Annotated in this window: 14 protein-coding genes and 1 pseudogene; 2 read left to right on the forward strand and 13 right to left on the reverse strand. The window is 40.4% G+C overall.

The window, feature by feature from the left end; all coding sequences use genetic code 11:
• Positions 1-26: 26 nt before the first annotated feature.
• The 7 genes and pseudogenes from E0709_RS06580 to yceD form a co-directional block, all read right to left on the reverse strand.
• A pseudogene (locus E0709_RS06580) lies at positions 27-302 on the reverse strand (MerR family DNA-binding transcriptional regulator); the annotation flags it as partial.
• A gap of 221 nt (positions 303-523) precedes the next feature.
• A complete protein-coding gene (fabG, locus tag E0709_RS06585) occupies positions 524-1252 on the reverse strand; it encodes a 3-oxoacyl-ACP reductase FabG (protein ID WP_132302015.1) in 729 nt (242 codons plus the stop codon).
• A 22-nt stretch (positions 1253-1274) separates the two neighbouring features.
• Positions 1275-2213, reverse strand: coding sequence for an ACP S-malonyltransferase (gene fabD, locus E0709_RS06590; protein ID WP_132302017.1), 939 nt, complete (start codon positions 2211-2213; stop codon positions 1275-1277).
• A gap of 49 nt (positions 2214-2262) precedes the next feature.
• A complete protein-coding gene (locus E0709_RS06595; protein ID WP_132302019.1) occupies positions 2263-3213 on the reverse strand; it encodes a beta-ketoacyl-ACP synthase III in 951 nt (316 codons plus the stop codon).
• An 18-nt stretch (positions 3214-3231) separates the two neighbouring features.
• Positions 3232-4251: a phosphate acyltransferase PlsX gene (gene plsX, locus E0709_RS06600; protein WP_132302021.1), complete on the reverse strand. Its 1020-nt coding sequence runs from the start codon at positions 4249-4251 to the stop codon at positions 3232-3234.
• 21 nt (positions 4252-4272) lie between these two features.
• A complete protein-coding gene (gene rpmF, locus E0709_RS06605) occupies positions 4273-4443 on the reverse strand; it encodes a 50S ribosomal protein L32 (protein WP_132302023.1) in 171 nt (56 codons plus the stop codon).
• Between the two features lie 18 nt (positions 4444-4461).
• Complete coding sequence (gene yceD, locus E0709_RS06610; RefSeq protein ID WP_132302025.1) at positions 4462-4986, reverse strand: 23S rRNA accumulation protein YceD; 525 nt, start codon at positions 4984-4986, stop codon at positions 4462-4464.
• Positions 4987-5210: 224 nt separating this feature from the next.
• On the opposite strand from yceD, the gene asd reads away from it, so the two are divergent.
• Positions 5211-6080, forward strand: a complete 870-nt coding sequence (gene asd, locus E0709_RS06615) for an archaetidylserine decarboxylase (protein ID WP_132302027.1) — start codon at positions 5211-5213, stop codon at positions 6078-6080.
• 26 nt (positions 6081-6106) lie between these two features.
• Entirely contained in the window at positions 6107-6733 is a 627-nt protein-coding gene (bamJ, locus tag E0709_RS06620; protein WP_132302029.1) for a BamJ family beta-barrel-assembly machinery protein, read from the forward strand.
• A 46-nt stretch (positions 6734-6779) separates the two neighbouring features.
• On the opposite strand, the gene ispH is transcribed toward bamJ, so the two are convergent.
• The 6 genes from ispH to lgt form a co-directional block, all read right to left on the reverse strand.
• Positions 6780-7724, reverse strand: a complete 945-nt coding sequence (gene ispH, locus E0709_RS06625) for a 4-hydroxy-3-methylbut-2-enyl diphosphate reductase (protein ID WP_132302031.1) — start codon at positions 7722-7724, stop codon at positions 6780-6782.
• Positions 7724-8224, reverse strand: a complete 501-nt coding sequence (lspA, locus tag E0709_RS06630; protein WP_132302033.1) for a signal peptidase II — start codon at positions 8222-8224, stop codon at positions 7724-7726. The genes ispH and lspA overlap by 1 nt, the downstream gene beginning before the upstream one ends.
• Positions 8225-8535: 311 nt before the next feature.
• Positions 8536-11340: an isoleucine--tRNA ligase gene (gene ileS, locus E0709_RS06635; protein WP_132302035.1), complete on the reverse strand. Its 2805-nt coding sequence runs from the start codon at positions 11338-11340 to the stop codon at positions 8536-8538.
• A 106-nt stretch (positions 11341-11446) separates the two neighbouring features.
• A complete protein-coding gene (gene tadA, locus E0709_RS06640; RefSeq protein WP_132302037.1) occupies positions 11447-11947 on the reverse strand; it encodes a tRNA adenosine(34) deaminase TadA in 501 nt (166 codons plus the stop codon).
• A 119-nt stretch (positions 11948-12066) separates the two neighbouring features.
• A complete protein-coding gene (locus tag E0709_RS06645; protein WP_132302039.1) occupies positions 12067-12918 on the reverse strand; it encodes a thymidylate synthase in 852 nt (283 codons plus the stop codon).
• 9 nt (positions 12919-12927) lie between these two features.
• A complete protein-coding gene (lgt, locus tag E0709_RS06650; protein ID WP_132302041.1) occupies positions 12928-13740 on the reverse strand; it encodes a prolipoprotein diacylglyceryl transferase in 813 nt (270 codons plus the stop codon).
• Positions 13741-13755 lie beyond the last annotated feature (15 nt).

Genomic DNA, 13755 nt, shown 5'->3' on the forward strand with positions numbered 1-13755 from the left:
ATCATTACCTTTTGCATATCATCTAACTTAGAACAATAAAGTTCTAAAATTTGTACTTGACGGACTAAATCTTCTTTTTGATCGTGGCTACTCACTCGAGCATAAGCAATGGTTTTCAAATCATCACGATTAAAAACAATATTATGGTTAATCGCTTTGAGCGTTTCGAGTTTATAGCGGCGATCACCGCCTTTTGTGAGCTCATCAGGCTTAAGCAAGCCCTTTTTATCCCAGTTTCGTAACGTTTGTATGGTTACGCCAAGCATTTTGCTCGCTTGACCAATGGAAAGAAGTTTGTTCATTTTGGAAATTATAGCATAGAATCAACGGAACTGATTGTACTAAATTATTTTAGATATTTATAGAATTTTATAGATTTTATCTTTCAATTTCTAACCCCCTTACAAAAAAGCAGGCTAAAGCCTGCTTTTTTAGGGCGTATGCAATACGCCCCTACAATTTTAATCCCCGTTTGAGCCGCCTTGGCTTACGTTCTTTTGCTCAAGCAAAAGAACGTAAGAAACTAAGCCATATACATGCCACCATTAACGTGCAATGTATTTCCTGTAATATAACCGGCATCATCGGATGCTAAAAATGCGACGGCTTTCGCAATATCTTTCGGATCACCTAAACGACCAGCCGGCACCGCAGCAAGGGTTACAGCTTTTTGTTCTTCGGTTAAACTTTCGGTCATATCCGTTGCAATAAAGCCCGGCGCCACCACATTCACAGTAATACCACGAGAAGCGACTTCTTTGGCCAAAGCTTTACTAAACCCGATTAATCCGGCTTTCGCTGCACAATAGTTACTCTGCCCCGGATTTCCCATGGAACCTACCACAGAACCGATAGTAATAATACGCCCAAAGCGTTTTTTCATCATGGAACGTAACATGGCTTTCGATAAATAAAATACCGACGTTAAATTAGTTTGAATAATGTCAAACCATTCATCATCTTTCATTCGCATTAACAGATTATCGCGCGTAATCCCGGCGTTATTAACTAAAATATCAATATCACCATGATCTGCTTTAATCTTCGCTAAAACGGCTTCAATTGATGCTTGATCGGCTACGTTCAATACTAAACCTTTACCATTTTCAGCTAAATAAGCCGAAATACTATCGGCACCTTTTTCAGATGTTGCGGTTCCGATAACAAATGCACCTTTACTCACTAATTCTTCAGCAATAGCTTTACCGATACCACGAGTTGCTCCTGTTACTAATGCGATTTTTCCTTGCATAATTTTTCCTTAAATTGACTGATTAAGCTAAAAGTTCTTTAACATTTTCTAATGATTTTACATCATTTACCGCTTGAGCCGAAAGCTCTTTTACTATACGGCTCGTTAAGCCAGTTAATACTTTATTCGGTCCCATTTCGATTAATACTTCACTCCCTGTTTTCGCTATTCTTTCTACCGTTTCTGTCCAACGAACGGGGCTATAAAGCTGGCGTACAAGTGCGGTGCGAATTTCACTACTTTCGCTTTCCGTTTTCACATCCACGTTATTAATCACAGGGGTAGTCGGTATTTTTAATGTAATACTTTCTAGCGATACCGCTAATTGATCCGCTGCTGGTTTCATTAACGCACAATGAGATGGTACGCTCACTGCTAAAGCTAATGCACGTTTTGCTCCCGCTTCTTTGCAAGCAGTGGCGGCACGTTCAACGGCGGCTTTCGTGCCAGCAATCACCACTTGACCCGGCGAATTAAAATTCACCGCAGAGACTACTTCGCCTTGTTCCGCTTGTTTACAAGCATTAATAATACTTTCATTATCTAAACCAATAATCGCATACATTGCTCCGGTGCCTTCCGGTACTGCCTGTTGCATTAAACGACCACGTAACTCAACTAATTTAATCGCATCTTGAAAATCCATCACATTGGCACAAACTAACGCTGAATATTCGCCTAAACTATGTCCAGCCATGACTTCCGGTTTCAATTCAGGATATACCTGTTGCCAAACACGATAAATTGCCACAGAAGCAGCTAATAACGCTGGTTGAGTTTGCCATGTTTTGTTTAATTCTTCTGCTGGACCTTGTTGTACTAAATTCCATAAATCATAGTCAAGCACTTCTGAGGCCTGTTTAAATGTTTGTTCGACTATCGGAAATTGTGTGGCTAATTCAGCTAGCATGCCGACATTTTGTGAACCTTGTCCGGGGAAAACCATTGCAAATTTTTTCATTTTTCTTTCCTTCTCTAAAAAATTCTAAAAAAACACCGCACTTTTACAGTTAGTAACGCACTAAAGCCGAGCCCCAAGTCCAACCACCACCAAAGGCTTCAAGTAATAAGAGCTGACCGCGTTGAATACGTCCATCACGAATTGCTTCGTCTAAAGCAGTTGGCACTGTTGCCGCACTGGTATTGGCATATTTATCAAGCGTGACCACCACTTGTTCCATCGACATCTCTAACTTTTCTGCCGTTGCCGTGATAATACGTAAATTAGCCTGATGCGGCACTAACCAATCTAAATCTGATTTTTGTAATTCATTGATTTCCAACGTTTCTTCCACCAAATTAGCCAGCTCTCGTACGGCAAGTTTAAAGGTCGCATTACCTTGCATTTCAATGAATCCAGAACGTGCTTCTCCACGTTCTGGATTTGGCAGCACCAACGCATTTTTATTGTCAGCAATCCCATGCAAATGGGTAGAAATAATTCCTTGTTGTTCGCTAACTTCTAAAATAACTGCACCAGCACCATCACCAAATAACACGACTGTTCCACGATCTGTTTCATCTAATTTACGCGAATTCAGATCTGAACCAATTACTAAGGCTTTTTTCACTTTTCCCGTTTGAACAAATTGATCCGCAACGGTTAACGCATAGATAAATCCAGTACAAGCCGCTGCCACATCAAATGCAATAGTATCTTGGATATCTAACATACCTTGAATTTGACAAGCCGCACTAGGATAAGCATGAGAATGTGTCGTTGTACCAACGATGATCAAATCAATCTCATTTGGATCCAGATTTGCCAATTCAAGGGCTTTTTTTGCTGCTTGATAGCCCATTGTGGCGACCGTTTCATCTGCTCTTGCAATACGACGTTCACGAATACCAGAACGGGTGACGATCCACTCATCCGATGTATCGACCATCTTTTCCAAATCAGCGTTAGTTCTAATTTGTTCAGGTAAATAGCTACCTGTGGCTAAAATTCGACTGTGCATAATTTTCTCATTATCTTTTTAATATTTTTCTAATCCAGCTAAAATTTTCTGTGGAATTTGCTGACGAACTTGTAATGCAGCGTCTTTAATGGCATTGCTAAATGCTTGTTCATTCGCACCACCATGGCTTTTCACCACCACGGATGTTAATCCAATTAAAGATGCCCCATTATATTGATCAGGGTTAATGCTTTTTAAACGCTGATAACTTTCACTAAATAATTTACTCATTAACCAACTCAATAACGGTTTTAATAGGTGATGGCGAGATTTCCCTTTCAGTAAAGCAATCACATTTTTAGCTGCTCCTTCCAAGGTTTTTAATGCAATATTACCAGTAAAGCCGTCACTGACGATCACATCCACCTTACCATTAAGTAAATAGTTACCTTCAATAAACCCTACATAATTAAGCGCGGTGTCTTTTTCTAACATTTCTGCGGCAAAACGAATAGCTTGATGTCCTTTAATTTCTTCTTCCCCAATATTTAACAAGGCAATACGTGGATAAACCAAATTCAATTGATTTTCCGCAAAAATTGATCCCATTAAGGCAAATTGATATAAATTTTCAGCATCACAATCAATATTCGCACCCAGATCTAACATGACAGAATATTTACCCTCGATAGTTGGCAACAATGCCAATAATGCAGGGCGTTGAATACCTTTTAAGGGCTGTAAAATAACTTTTGACAGCCCCATTAATGCCGCCGTATTGCCTGCACTTACACAACCTTGAGCCATCCCTTTTTGTACCGCTTCAATAGCCAAACGCATTGATGTTCCCTTACTGTGACGTAGCGCATAAGTTAAACCTTGATTATTTTCAATCTGATGAGAAGTATGACAAATTGTTAGGCGTTCTGCTAGTGCTTTTGGTATATTGCTAAGAAATGGGGTTATTTGCTGGCTGTCGCCAAACAATAGTAAAGACAGCATTGGATCATATTCCAACGCTTTTAAAGATGCGGGGATAGTAATACGGGGACCTATGTCCCCGCCCATCACATCTAACGCAAGGGTTAGACGACTCAAGTTATTACCTTATAACAGCAATTACTTATTGATCACTTTACGACCACGGTAGAAACCGTCAGCAGTAACGTGATGACGTAAATGGGTTTCACCGCTTGCTTTATCAACTGATACTGCAGCAGTAGTCAAGGCATCGTGTGAACGACGCATATCACGACGTGAACGAGATTTTTTATTTTGTTGAACAGCCACGGGCTTATCTCCTAAATTTTACTTTTGCTTTAAACTAGCTAATACAGAGAACGGGTTTGGTGTTTTTGCCAACTCATCTGGCAATTCGCCAAAAACCTGTTCCACTACGGACACTTCACAGTGTTCAGATGAATGCATTGGCGCAATAGGTAAAGACAAAATAAATTCATCTTCAATCACACCAAGTAAATCTATTTCACCAAATTGATTAAATTCGATTGGTTCATAAATTTCGGGTAATTCATCGGCTCGATCCAAATTTTTCACTGGGCTATAACAAAAATCACAGCTCAATGTTTGTACAAAAGGTTGTTCACAACGTTGACATTCAAGTTCGACATCAACTGTTGCATGACCTTTCATCACCACCAACTTTTGTGGATCAATGAAAAACGATAATGTTACCTGTGCATTATCTATCACTTTTACTACAGATTCACTCAGACGTTCAAGCTGATTGACGGCATAATAACCATCATAATCCAATCTACGTTGAGCATCTTTTACAGGATCTGTCGTTAGGGGCAGTTTTACCTTTTGCATAGGGCGTGAATATTACCTTTTGAATGCCAATTAGTCAAAGGAAATTATCATTTTTTCTGCGAAAAGTCGATAATTTCATAAAAATTTATTTCTAACTTATCTCTACTCCATTTAGTAGAGTTAATTTTATTAATTTAAACAAAAATTTAACATGGTTTTACCTATGCTTTAAGATTAATGCTATAATAAAAATGGAGTGATTTTATTATTAAAAAGGAAAAACAATGAATCAATTTAGCTATTGGCAACGTATTAAGGTTGCTTTGCAATATATTATGCCACAACTTTATTTGACTCAATTAGCTGGCTGGTTGGCTAAACAAAAATGGGGAGCAATAACCCACTTTGCGATTAAATTATTTGCGAAAAAATACAAAGTGAATATGCAAGAAGCCACTAAAACTGAATTTCATGCTTATGACAGTTTTAATGAGTTTTTTGTTCGCTCTCTGGCAAAAAATGCGCGCCAAATTAACCAAGATTCCACCGCACTTTGCTTACCCGCAGACGGTAAAATTAGCCAATGCGGTCATATTTCTGATAATTTATTATTACAAGCGAAAGGGCATTTTTTTAGCTTAAATGATCTGTTAGCGGAAGATCAAGAATTAGTCAATGAATTTAAAAACGGTGAGTTTGCTACTACTTATTTATCACCGAGTGATTATCACCGTGTACATATGCCTTGCAATGCCACTTTACGCAAAATGATTTACGTACCGGGAGATTTATTCTCCGTTAACCCGTTCTTAAATACCCACGTTCCTAATTTATTAGCGCGTAATGAACGTGTTATTTGTGTATTTGATACTGAATTTGGCAAAATGATCCAAATTCTGGTTGGCGCCACCATTACCGCGAGTATTAGTACTGCTTGGGCTGGTATCATTACACCACCACGTCCCAATGAAGTAAAAACTTGGACGTACGAAGGCGAAAATGCCATGAAATTACAGAAAGGTCAGGAAATGGGGGCATTTCAACTCGGTTCAACCGTTATTAATTTATTTCAATCTAATAAAGTCCGTTTAGCTGACAACTTAGATGTAGATTCTGTGACCCGTGTTGGTCAAGTTCTCGCTTACAAAAAATAATCAACTCATAAAATAAAAGGAAAATTATGTCAATTTTTGATTCAATTAAATTAGAAAGTACCGCAGAAAAAGGCGGTTATGGTATCGGTTTACAAATCGGTCAACAATTAGCGGACAGCGCAATGCAAGTGTCAGCAGAAGCAGTTGCTAAAGGTATTTATGATGTATTAAATCAAAATAAACCTGCTATTGCCCTAGAAGAAGTCAGCAAAGCTCTACAACAAATTCAACAACAAGCTCAAGAAGCAGCAAATGCACAATTTAAACAAATTGAACAGGAAGGTCGTGCATTTTTAGTGGAAAATGCCAAAAAAGACAATATAAAAGTCACCGAAACTGGCTTGCAATATGAAGTGATAACTGAAGGTAATGGCAATAAACCTACCCGTCAAGACAGCGTACGTGTACATTATACAGGTAAACTGATTAATGGTACGACTTTCGACAGCTCTGTGGTACGTGGCACGCCGGCAGAATTCCCTGTAAGCGGTGTTATTGCTGGTTGGACAGAAGCCCTCCAGTTAATGCCTGTAGGATCAAAATGGCGGTTAACTATTCCACATAATTTAGCCTATGGCGAACGTGGTGCAGGTCAGTCCATTCCACCGTTTAGTGTATTGGTGTTTGAAGTGGAATTATTGGATATTCTGTAATGCTAACCACAAAAAAATGCGGTATTTTTACCGCATTTTTCTTATTCTAACTCACTTCCTTAATCCGCAATTCTTTTGGCACTTCAAAAACCGTATTTTCTTCACAGCCTTGTAGTTCTTCCACTTCAGTTACCCCCAGCTCTTTTAAACGACTAATTACCGATTGAACTAACACTTCGGGAGCTGAAGCACCAGCTGTTAAGCCGATGGTTTCAACACCTTTTAACCATTCAGGATCAATATCGGTGGCATCGTCAAGCAATTTTGCGGGAGTTCCCATTCTATTCGATAACTCAGCTAAGCGGTTTGAATTAGATGAATTTTTGGAACCAACCACAATCACCAAATCAGACTGCTCCGCTAACTCTCGTACTGCTTGTTGGCGGTTAGTGGTCGCATAACAAATATCATTTTTACGTGGACCTTGAATACTTGGGTATTTTTGTTTTAAAGCATCAATCACATCTGCCGTATCATCAATCGACAGCGTGGTTTGGGTCATAAAGGTTAAATCTTCGTCATCACGCAATTTAAGTTTAGCAATATCTTCCACATCTTCAATAAGAAAAATCCCACCATCATCATTATTATATTGTCCCATGGTACCTTGTACCTCAGGATGACCTTGATGTCCGATTAAAATAGCTTTAGTTCCCTTTTTACTGGCCCGTGCTACTTGCATATGCACTTTGGTTACTAACGGACAGGTCGCATCAAACACTTTTAATTCACGATCTTTGGCCTCTTGGCGAACCGCTTGTGACACACCGTGCGCCGAGAAAATCACAATGGCACCATCGGGTACTTCACTCAATTCTTCCACAAAGATGGCCCCCCGATCCCGTAGCCCATTGACCACAAAACGATTATGTACCACTTCATGACGTACATAAATTGGTGCGCCATGAATTTCTAAAGCAAGTTCAACAATGCTAATCGCACGATCCACACCAGCACAGAATCCCCTAGGATTAGCTAAAATAATTTTCATTACTTTTTCTCACTCTTTTTCTTGTCACCGTTTTTTAATGCATCTAGCACTAATAAACCAGCCCCCACACAAATGGCAATATCCGCCACATTAAACACAGGATAATGCCAATCTTGCCAATAAAAGTCAAAAAAATCTACCACAAAACCATGATACATTCGATCCACCATATTGCCTAATGCGCCACCAATAATTAAAGCATAAGCGGAATTTTGCAGTTTTTGAAGTGCGGTGTTTTTTTGTAAAAAATAAATTAATATGGCAGAAATAATTAATGCCAATCCAATAAAAAAGTATTTTTGCCAACCACTGTGATCAGCTAAGAAACTAAACGCTGCACCTGTATTGCGGGCATAGGTTAAATTAAAGATCGGGAGTATGTTGATACTTTCGTAGAGTTGAAAATTTGTGACGATCAGGTATTTGGTCGCAAGATCGGCGATAAAGGCGATCAGGGAGAGATAGAGGTAATGTAAGCCGTTTTTGTTTTGTTTTAACATAATTATTTAGGTTTTAATTAAAATCGGATTTCGCCGATGGCGACTTACTTTTTCTTTGCTCGTGCAAAGCAAAAGTAAGCAAAAAGAAACACGCCCCGACTTCACCGCTTTTCTTGGCTTAGTTGAAATTTTTTTAACGGTAAAATCGCAACTCGCTACGCTCAAACATGGCGATTTTACCTAAAAATTTCAAGTCGCCAAGGCGGTTCAGACGGGGACCCCCGTTACATCCGTATCTGTTATATTTACTACGAAAATTACGCCCATTATCCCCTCTCCCTATGGGAGAGGGTTAGGGTGAGGGTTTTCACCTACGCAAATTTTCTCACTTCGCCGTTGCCGTTGACGTTTTCTTCGCAGCGTGAACAGAGTGTGTTTTCTGTTGGGCTGTCGGAATAGTGCCAGCAGCGTGGACATTTGTGATTAGCAGAATGAATGACTTTGATCGCCAAACCTTTTACTTCGCCCTCGGCAACATCGGCTGCTGCCAATGGTTTAACATCTGCTTTTGAAGTAATCGTCACGAAACGTAATTCATTGCCAAGTTTTGCAAGTAAACGTGCGTATTCGTCATTGGCAAAAATCGTCACTTCTGCTTCCAAGCCACCACCGATTATTTTGTCGTTACGGGCAGTTTCTAACACACGGTTGATTTCATCACGCACCGTTAAAATTTGTTGCCAGTAAGCGTCATCAAACTGTTCATTTGAATCTAACGCAAATAAGCCATCGTAAAATTCTTCGGTAAATACAAATTCGCTACGTTCACCCGGAATATAGTGCCAGATTTCATCAGCGGTAAAGGACAAAATTGGGGCAATCCAACGTACTAAGGCTTCGGCAATATGCCATAAAGCGGTCTGGCAGCTACGGCGGGCAAGGCTGTCCGCTTTGGTGGTGTATTGACGGTCTTTGATAATATCCAAATAGAATGAACCCATTTCGATCGAACAGAACTTCATCAAACGTTGCACCACAGCATGGAATTGATAGTTGTCGTAACTGTCTTTAATTTCATTTTGCGCCTGCAAAGCACAATCCACCGCCCAACGGTCTAAAGAAATCATTTCTTCAGGTTTAACTAAATCCCGTGTTGGCTCAAAACCGTTTAAGTTTGCCAATAAAAAGCGAGCGGTGTTGCGAATACGGCGATAGCTGTCGGCAGTGCGTTTGAGAATTTCATCGGACACCGTCATTTCGCCTGTATAATCAGTGGCTGCGACCCAAAGGCGTAAAATATCGCTGCCGAATTTATCGATCACCTGTTGCGGTGTAACAATATTACCGATAGATTTCGACATCTTGCGACCTTGACCGTCCACCGTGAAACCGTGCGTCAATACTTGCTTATACGGGGCTTTGTTATCCGTAGCGGTCGAAAGCATTAAAGACGACATAAACCAACCGCGGTGTTGATCCGATCCTTCAAGATACATATCAGGCTCATTACCGTGAAATTCTGGACGGAACGGTGCGACCGAAGAATAGGTTGATCCTGAATCAAACCATACATCAAGGGTATCAGGCACTTTGTGGTAATTTGCTGCATCGTCACCAAGCAGGTCTTTTGGATCGAGATCCCACCAAGCCTGAATGCCTTTTTGTTCCACCAATTTTGCTACTTGCTCAATTAATTCTTGGGTACGTGGATGCAATTGTTCGGTTTCGTTATGAATAAATAACGCCACTGGCACCCCCCAAGTACGTTGACGTGAGATACACCAGTCTGGGCGGTTTTCCACCATTTTTTCAATACGGGCTTGACCCCAATCTGGAATCCAACGTACTTTTTTGATTTCACTTAACGCCTGTTGACGTAATCCTTTCACTTCCATACCGATAAACCATTGTGGCGTGGCACGGAAAATCACAGGGGTTTTGTGTCGCCAACAATGCGGATAGCTGTGACGAATTTTTTCCAATTTGAGTAACGCACCGACTTCTTGTAATTTTTCCAGCACTTTGCCGTTAGCTTCAAATACGCCAAGCCCTGCAAAAAATTCAGTTGTGCTAATAAATTTACCATCATTACCGACCAAACCTGCCATACCAATATCATATTGACGAGCGATTACATAGTCGTCCTGACCATGATCGGGAGCGGTATGCACCAACCCCGTACCGCCGTCAAGGGTAACGTGTTCGCCTAAAATAAACGGCACTTGGTAAGCATAAAACGGGTGATTGAATGGCAATAATTCAAGCGCTGAACCTTTGGCGGAACCAAGCACTTTCCAATTTTCTACCCCAATGGCTTTCGCCACAGATTCGACCAATTCTTTGGCGAGAATCAAACGTTCGTCACCGAATTGCACGACTTGATAGTCAAATTCTGCATTCAACGCAATGGCTTTATTGGATGGAATAGTCCAAGGGGTAGTCGTCCAAATCACCGCTGATAATTTGCCTGAGCCTTTTTCATTCAAATTAAAGGCTTTTTCCACCGTACTTTCATCGGCGGCTGGGAATTTCACATAAATAGACGGTGAGGTTTTATCTTCATATTCCACTTCCGCTTCGGAAAGCGAAGAGGCACAATCCAAACACCAATACACTGGTTTTGCCCCTTTGTACAAATGCCCGTTCGCCACCGCTTTACCGAAAGCACGAATAATATTGGCTTCGGTAGTAAAGTTCATGGTTAAATAAGGATTATCCCAATCGCCAATCACGCCCAAACGGATAAAATCTTTTTTCTGCCCTTCCACCTGTTCACGGGCGTATTTACGACATTCTTCACGAAATTCTGCGGCAGTCACTTTTTGATTCGGCTTACCCACTAAGGCTTCTACTTTTAACTCAATCGGCAAACCATGGCAGTCCCAACCGGGGATATAAGGCGAATCATAACCCAAAGAGGTTTTGGATTTAACAATCATATCCTTTAAAATTTTATTCACCGCATGACCGATATGAATCGTCCCGTTGGCATAGGGAGGACCGTCATGCAAAATAAAAGTTTTTTTGCCTTTGCCCGCTTGACGGATTTTGCCATACAGATTCTTATCGTACCAATTTTTTAACATGGCTGGCTCACGCTTGGCTAAATCCCCACGCATTGGAAAACCTGTTTCAGGCAGGTTTAAGGTATTTTTGTAATCAACTTGTTCTGACATATTTTTACCAATTTATAAATTTAAATAACAGAGATTGCATTAATCTAAAATTAACACACAGGAATGCACGCATTATACGCTGAAATGATGGAATATTAAAGGCAGATTAACGTATTGATTGGGTTAATTTTTGCTGTTTCTTCTGTTCACGTCGTTGTCTAAAAAAATCACTCAATTTTTCACCGCACTTTTCCGCTAAAATCCCCCCTGTAATCTCCAAAACATGGTTCATTTTATAATCATCAAAGAAATGAAAACGTGAGCCTACTGCTCCTGTTTTATAATCATAAGCACCAAAAACGAGGCGCCTAATACGACTATGTAGAATGGCGCCAGCACACATGGTGCAAGGTTCTAAGGTAACATAGAGCGTGGTATTTAATAAACGATAATTTTGGATAGTTTTCGCACCCTGACGCAATGCGATTATTTCGGCATGGGCGGTGGGATCGTTGTTGGTAATAGATTGATTCCAGCCCTCACCGATGATGTGGTTATTTTCATCTACTAAAACGGCACCAATGGGAATTTCACCTGCTTCTTGGGCTTTTTGAGCAAGTGTTAGGGCGTGGGTGATGAAGTGTTGGTCGAGTTCAGTTTGGGTCATAATGTTTTTCACCCTGCACTTTCGTACAGGGTTACGCAATTAACGATGCTCTGCATCTTTACATAATAGCTACGGAGTAGCGACACAATGCTTAGCCTAGTACGTCAGTGCTAGGCATGTTAAACACTAAACGGATACTTAATCGGCTCATGACACTGATACCCCACCACATTAAAATCATCCATCGTCACCCAAGTTTCTAAATCTTCAAGGCTTTTAATATCAGGATTAATCTCTAATTTTGGTGATGGAAAGGGTTCACGTTTTAACTGCACATCACGCATCAATTCCAGCTGATCTTCATAAATATGCGCATTGACAATTTTATGATAAGCCTTACCCGCTTTTTTGCCGCTAATCTGTGCCATTAAGGCGAGAAAAGTAAATACCTGAATTTGATTAAAATTCAAGCCTAACGGCACATCACAAGAACGTTGATAACTAGTTAAATACAGGGTATCACCTAGTAACGAAAAAGTGTGATTGTACATACAAGGTCGTAAACAACCGAGATCAATTTCGCCCGGATTCAAAAACGTCAAAATCTCGCCACGATCATCAATGCCTTTGCTTAAATGATTAACAATTTTACGCAACTGATCTACGGTTTCACCGTTCGGCTTTTGCCAACGTCTTCCTTGTACGCCGTAAACCCGTCCCATATCGTCCGTACCTTTGCGGTTCGGATTATTTAACCATGCTTGATTTTCATTGGCATTAGCGTCCCAAGTTTTTGCTCCCAGTTTGCGAAAATCGGAGGCATTATCATAACCGCGGAGATAACCTAAAAATTCTGCAATAGCCGCTTTCCAATAACTTTTTCGGGTGGTAATAATCGGAAATTGATTATACGCTACATCATATTCCAGATCGGCATTGATCACGGTTAAACAACGTTTTCCTGTTCGCTCGTTCTCAATCCAAGTGCCTTCGTCAATAATGCGTTGACATAAATTTAAATATTGTTGCATAAAAACTCCCTATTTTTTCACCGCACTTTTACGGTACGCCCACCACATAATAATCACCCCACCGAGAATCATAGGTAAACACAGAAGCTGTCCACGTGTAATCAGATCTTGAGCAGTATTAACATGATGATCAATTTCTCGTACATACTCCACTAAGAAACGGAAACAACCATAGCCAATCAAGAATAACCCTGACACCGACCCCATTGGGCGTGGCTTACGAATAAATAAATTTAACATAACAAATAACACCACGCCTTCCAAAATGGCTTCGTATAATTGAGACGGATGCAATGGAATATTTCCTTGATAACCATAAGGATACATAGCCCAAGGCACTGCATCTAGATTTTCTACTGGTCGCCCCCAAAGTTCGTTGTTGATAAAATTACCTAAACGCCCTAACCCTAAACCAAATGGCACGAGTGGTGCAATCAGATCAGCTGTTTGCCAGAAACTGCGTTTTTGCCGTACTGATGTGAGTATCATGGCTAAAATCACCCCGATTAATCCACCATGGAAAGACATTCCACCTTCCCAAATACGGAATAAATAGAGTGGATCCTGTAGAAATTTATCAAAGCTATAGAAAAATACATCGCCAATCCGTCCACCTAAAATCACGCCCGCAAAACAGCTATATAACAGCTGATCAAATTGATCCATATTCCATTCATCGGGGGAATGTTTTACCCGTCGCATACCGAGCCAATAGGCAAAACCAAAGCCCAATAAATACATAACCCCATACCAATGTAAACTAAGAGGACCAAGCGAAAAAGCAACGGGATCAATATAGGGTAAATGAATAAAATCGTGCATAAATTCCTTTTTAAA

The organism is Lonepinella koalarum (assembly GCF_004565475.1).
In the GTDB taxonomy this organism is placed as follows: domain Bacteria; phylum Pseudomonadota; class Gammaproteobacteria; order Enterobacterales; family Pasteurellaceae; genus Lonepinella; species Lonepinella koalarum.

What these genes read in the sequence shown, in the direction of transcription:
- tadA (WP_132302037.1), bottom strand. Translation starts at nt 11,947, where the DNA reads ATGACCCAAACTGAACTCGACCAACACTTCATCACCCACGCCCTAACA.
- ispH (WP_132302031.1), bottom strand. Translation starts at nt 7,724, where the DNA reads ATGAAAATTATTTTAGCTAATCCTAGGGGATTCTGTGCTGGTGTGGAT.
- E0709_RS06595 (WP_132302019.1), bottom strand. Translation starts at nt 3,213, where the DNA reads ATGCACAGTCGAATTTTAGCCACAGGTAGCTATTTACCTGAACAAATT.
- ileS (WP_132302035.1), bottom strand. Translation starts at nt 11,340, where the DNA reads ATGTCAGAACAAGTTGATTACAAAAATACCTTAAACCTGCCTGAAACA.
- asd (WP_132302027.1), top strand. Translation starts at nt 5,211, where the DNA reads ATGAATCAATTTAGCTATTGGCAACGTATTAAGGTTGCTTTGCAATAT.
- lspA (WP_132302033.1), bottom strand. Translation starts at nt 8,224, where the DNA reads ATGTTAAAACAAAACAAAAACGGCTTACATTACCTCTATCTCTCCCTG.
- yceD (WP_132302025.1), bottom strand. Translation starts at nt 4,986, where the DNA reads ATGCAAAAGGTAAAACTGCCCCTAACGACAGATCCTGTAAAAGATGCT.
- fabD (WP_132302017.1), bottom strand. Translation starts at nt 2,213, where the DNA reads ATGAAAAAATTTGCAATGGTTTTCCCCGGACAAGGTTCACAAAATGTC.
- fabG (WP_132302015.1), bottom strand. Translation starts at nt 1,252, where the DNA reads ATGCAAGGAAAAATCGCATTAGTAACAGGAGCAACTCGTGGTATCGGT.
- bamJ (WP_132302029.1), top strand. Translation starts at nt 6,107, where the DNA reads ATGTCAATTTTTGATTCAATTAAATTAGAAAGTACCGCAGAAAAAGGC.
- E0709_RS06645 (WP_132302039.1), bottom strand. Translation starts at nt 12,918, where the DNA reads ATGCAACAATATTTAAATTTATGTCAACGCATTATTGACGAAGGCACT.
- lgt (WP_132302041.1), bottom strand. Translation starts at nt 13,740, where the DNA reads ATGCACGATTTTATTCATTTACCCTATATTGATCCCGTTGCTTTTTCG.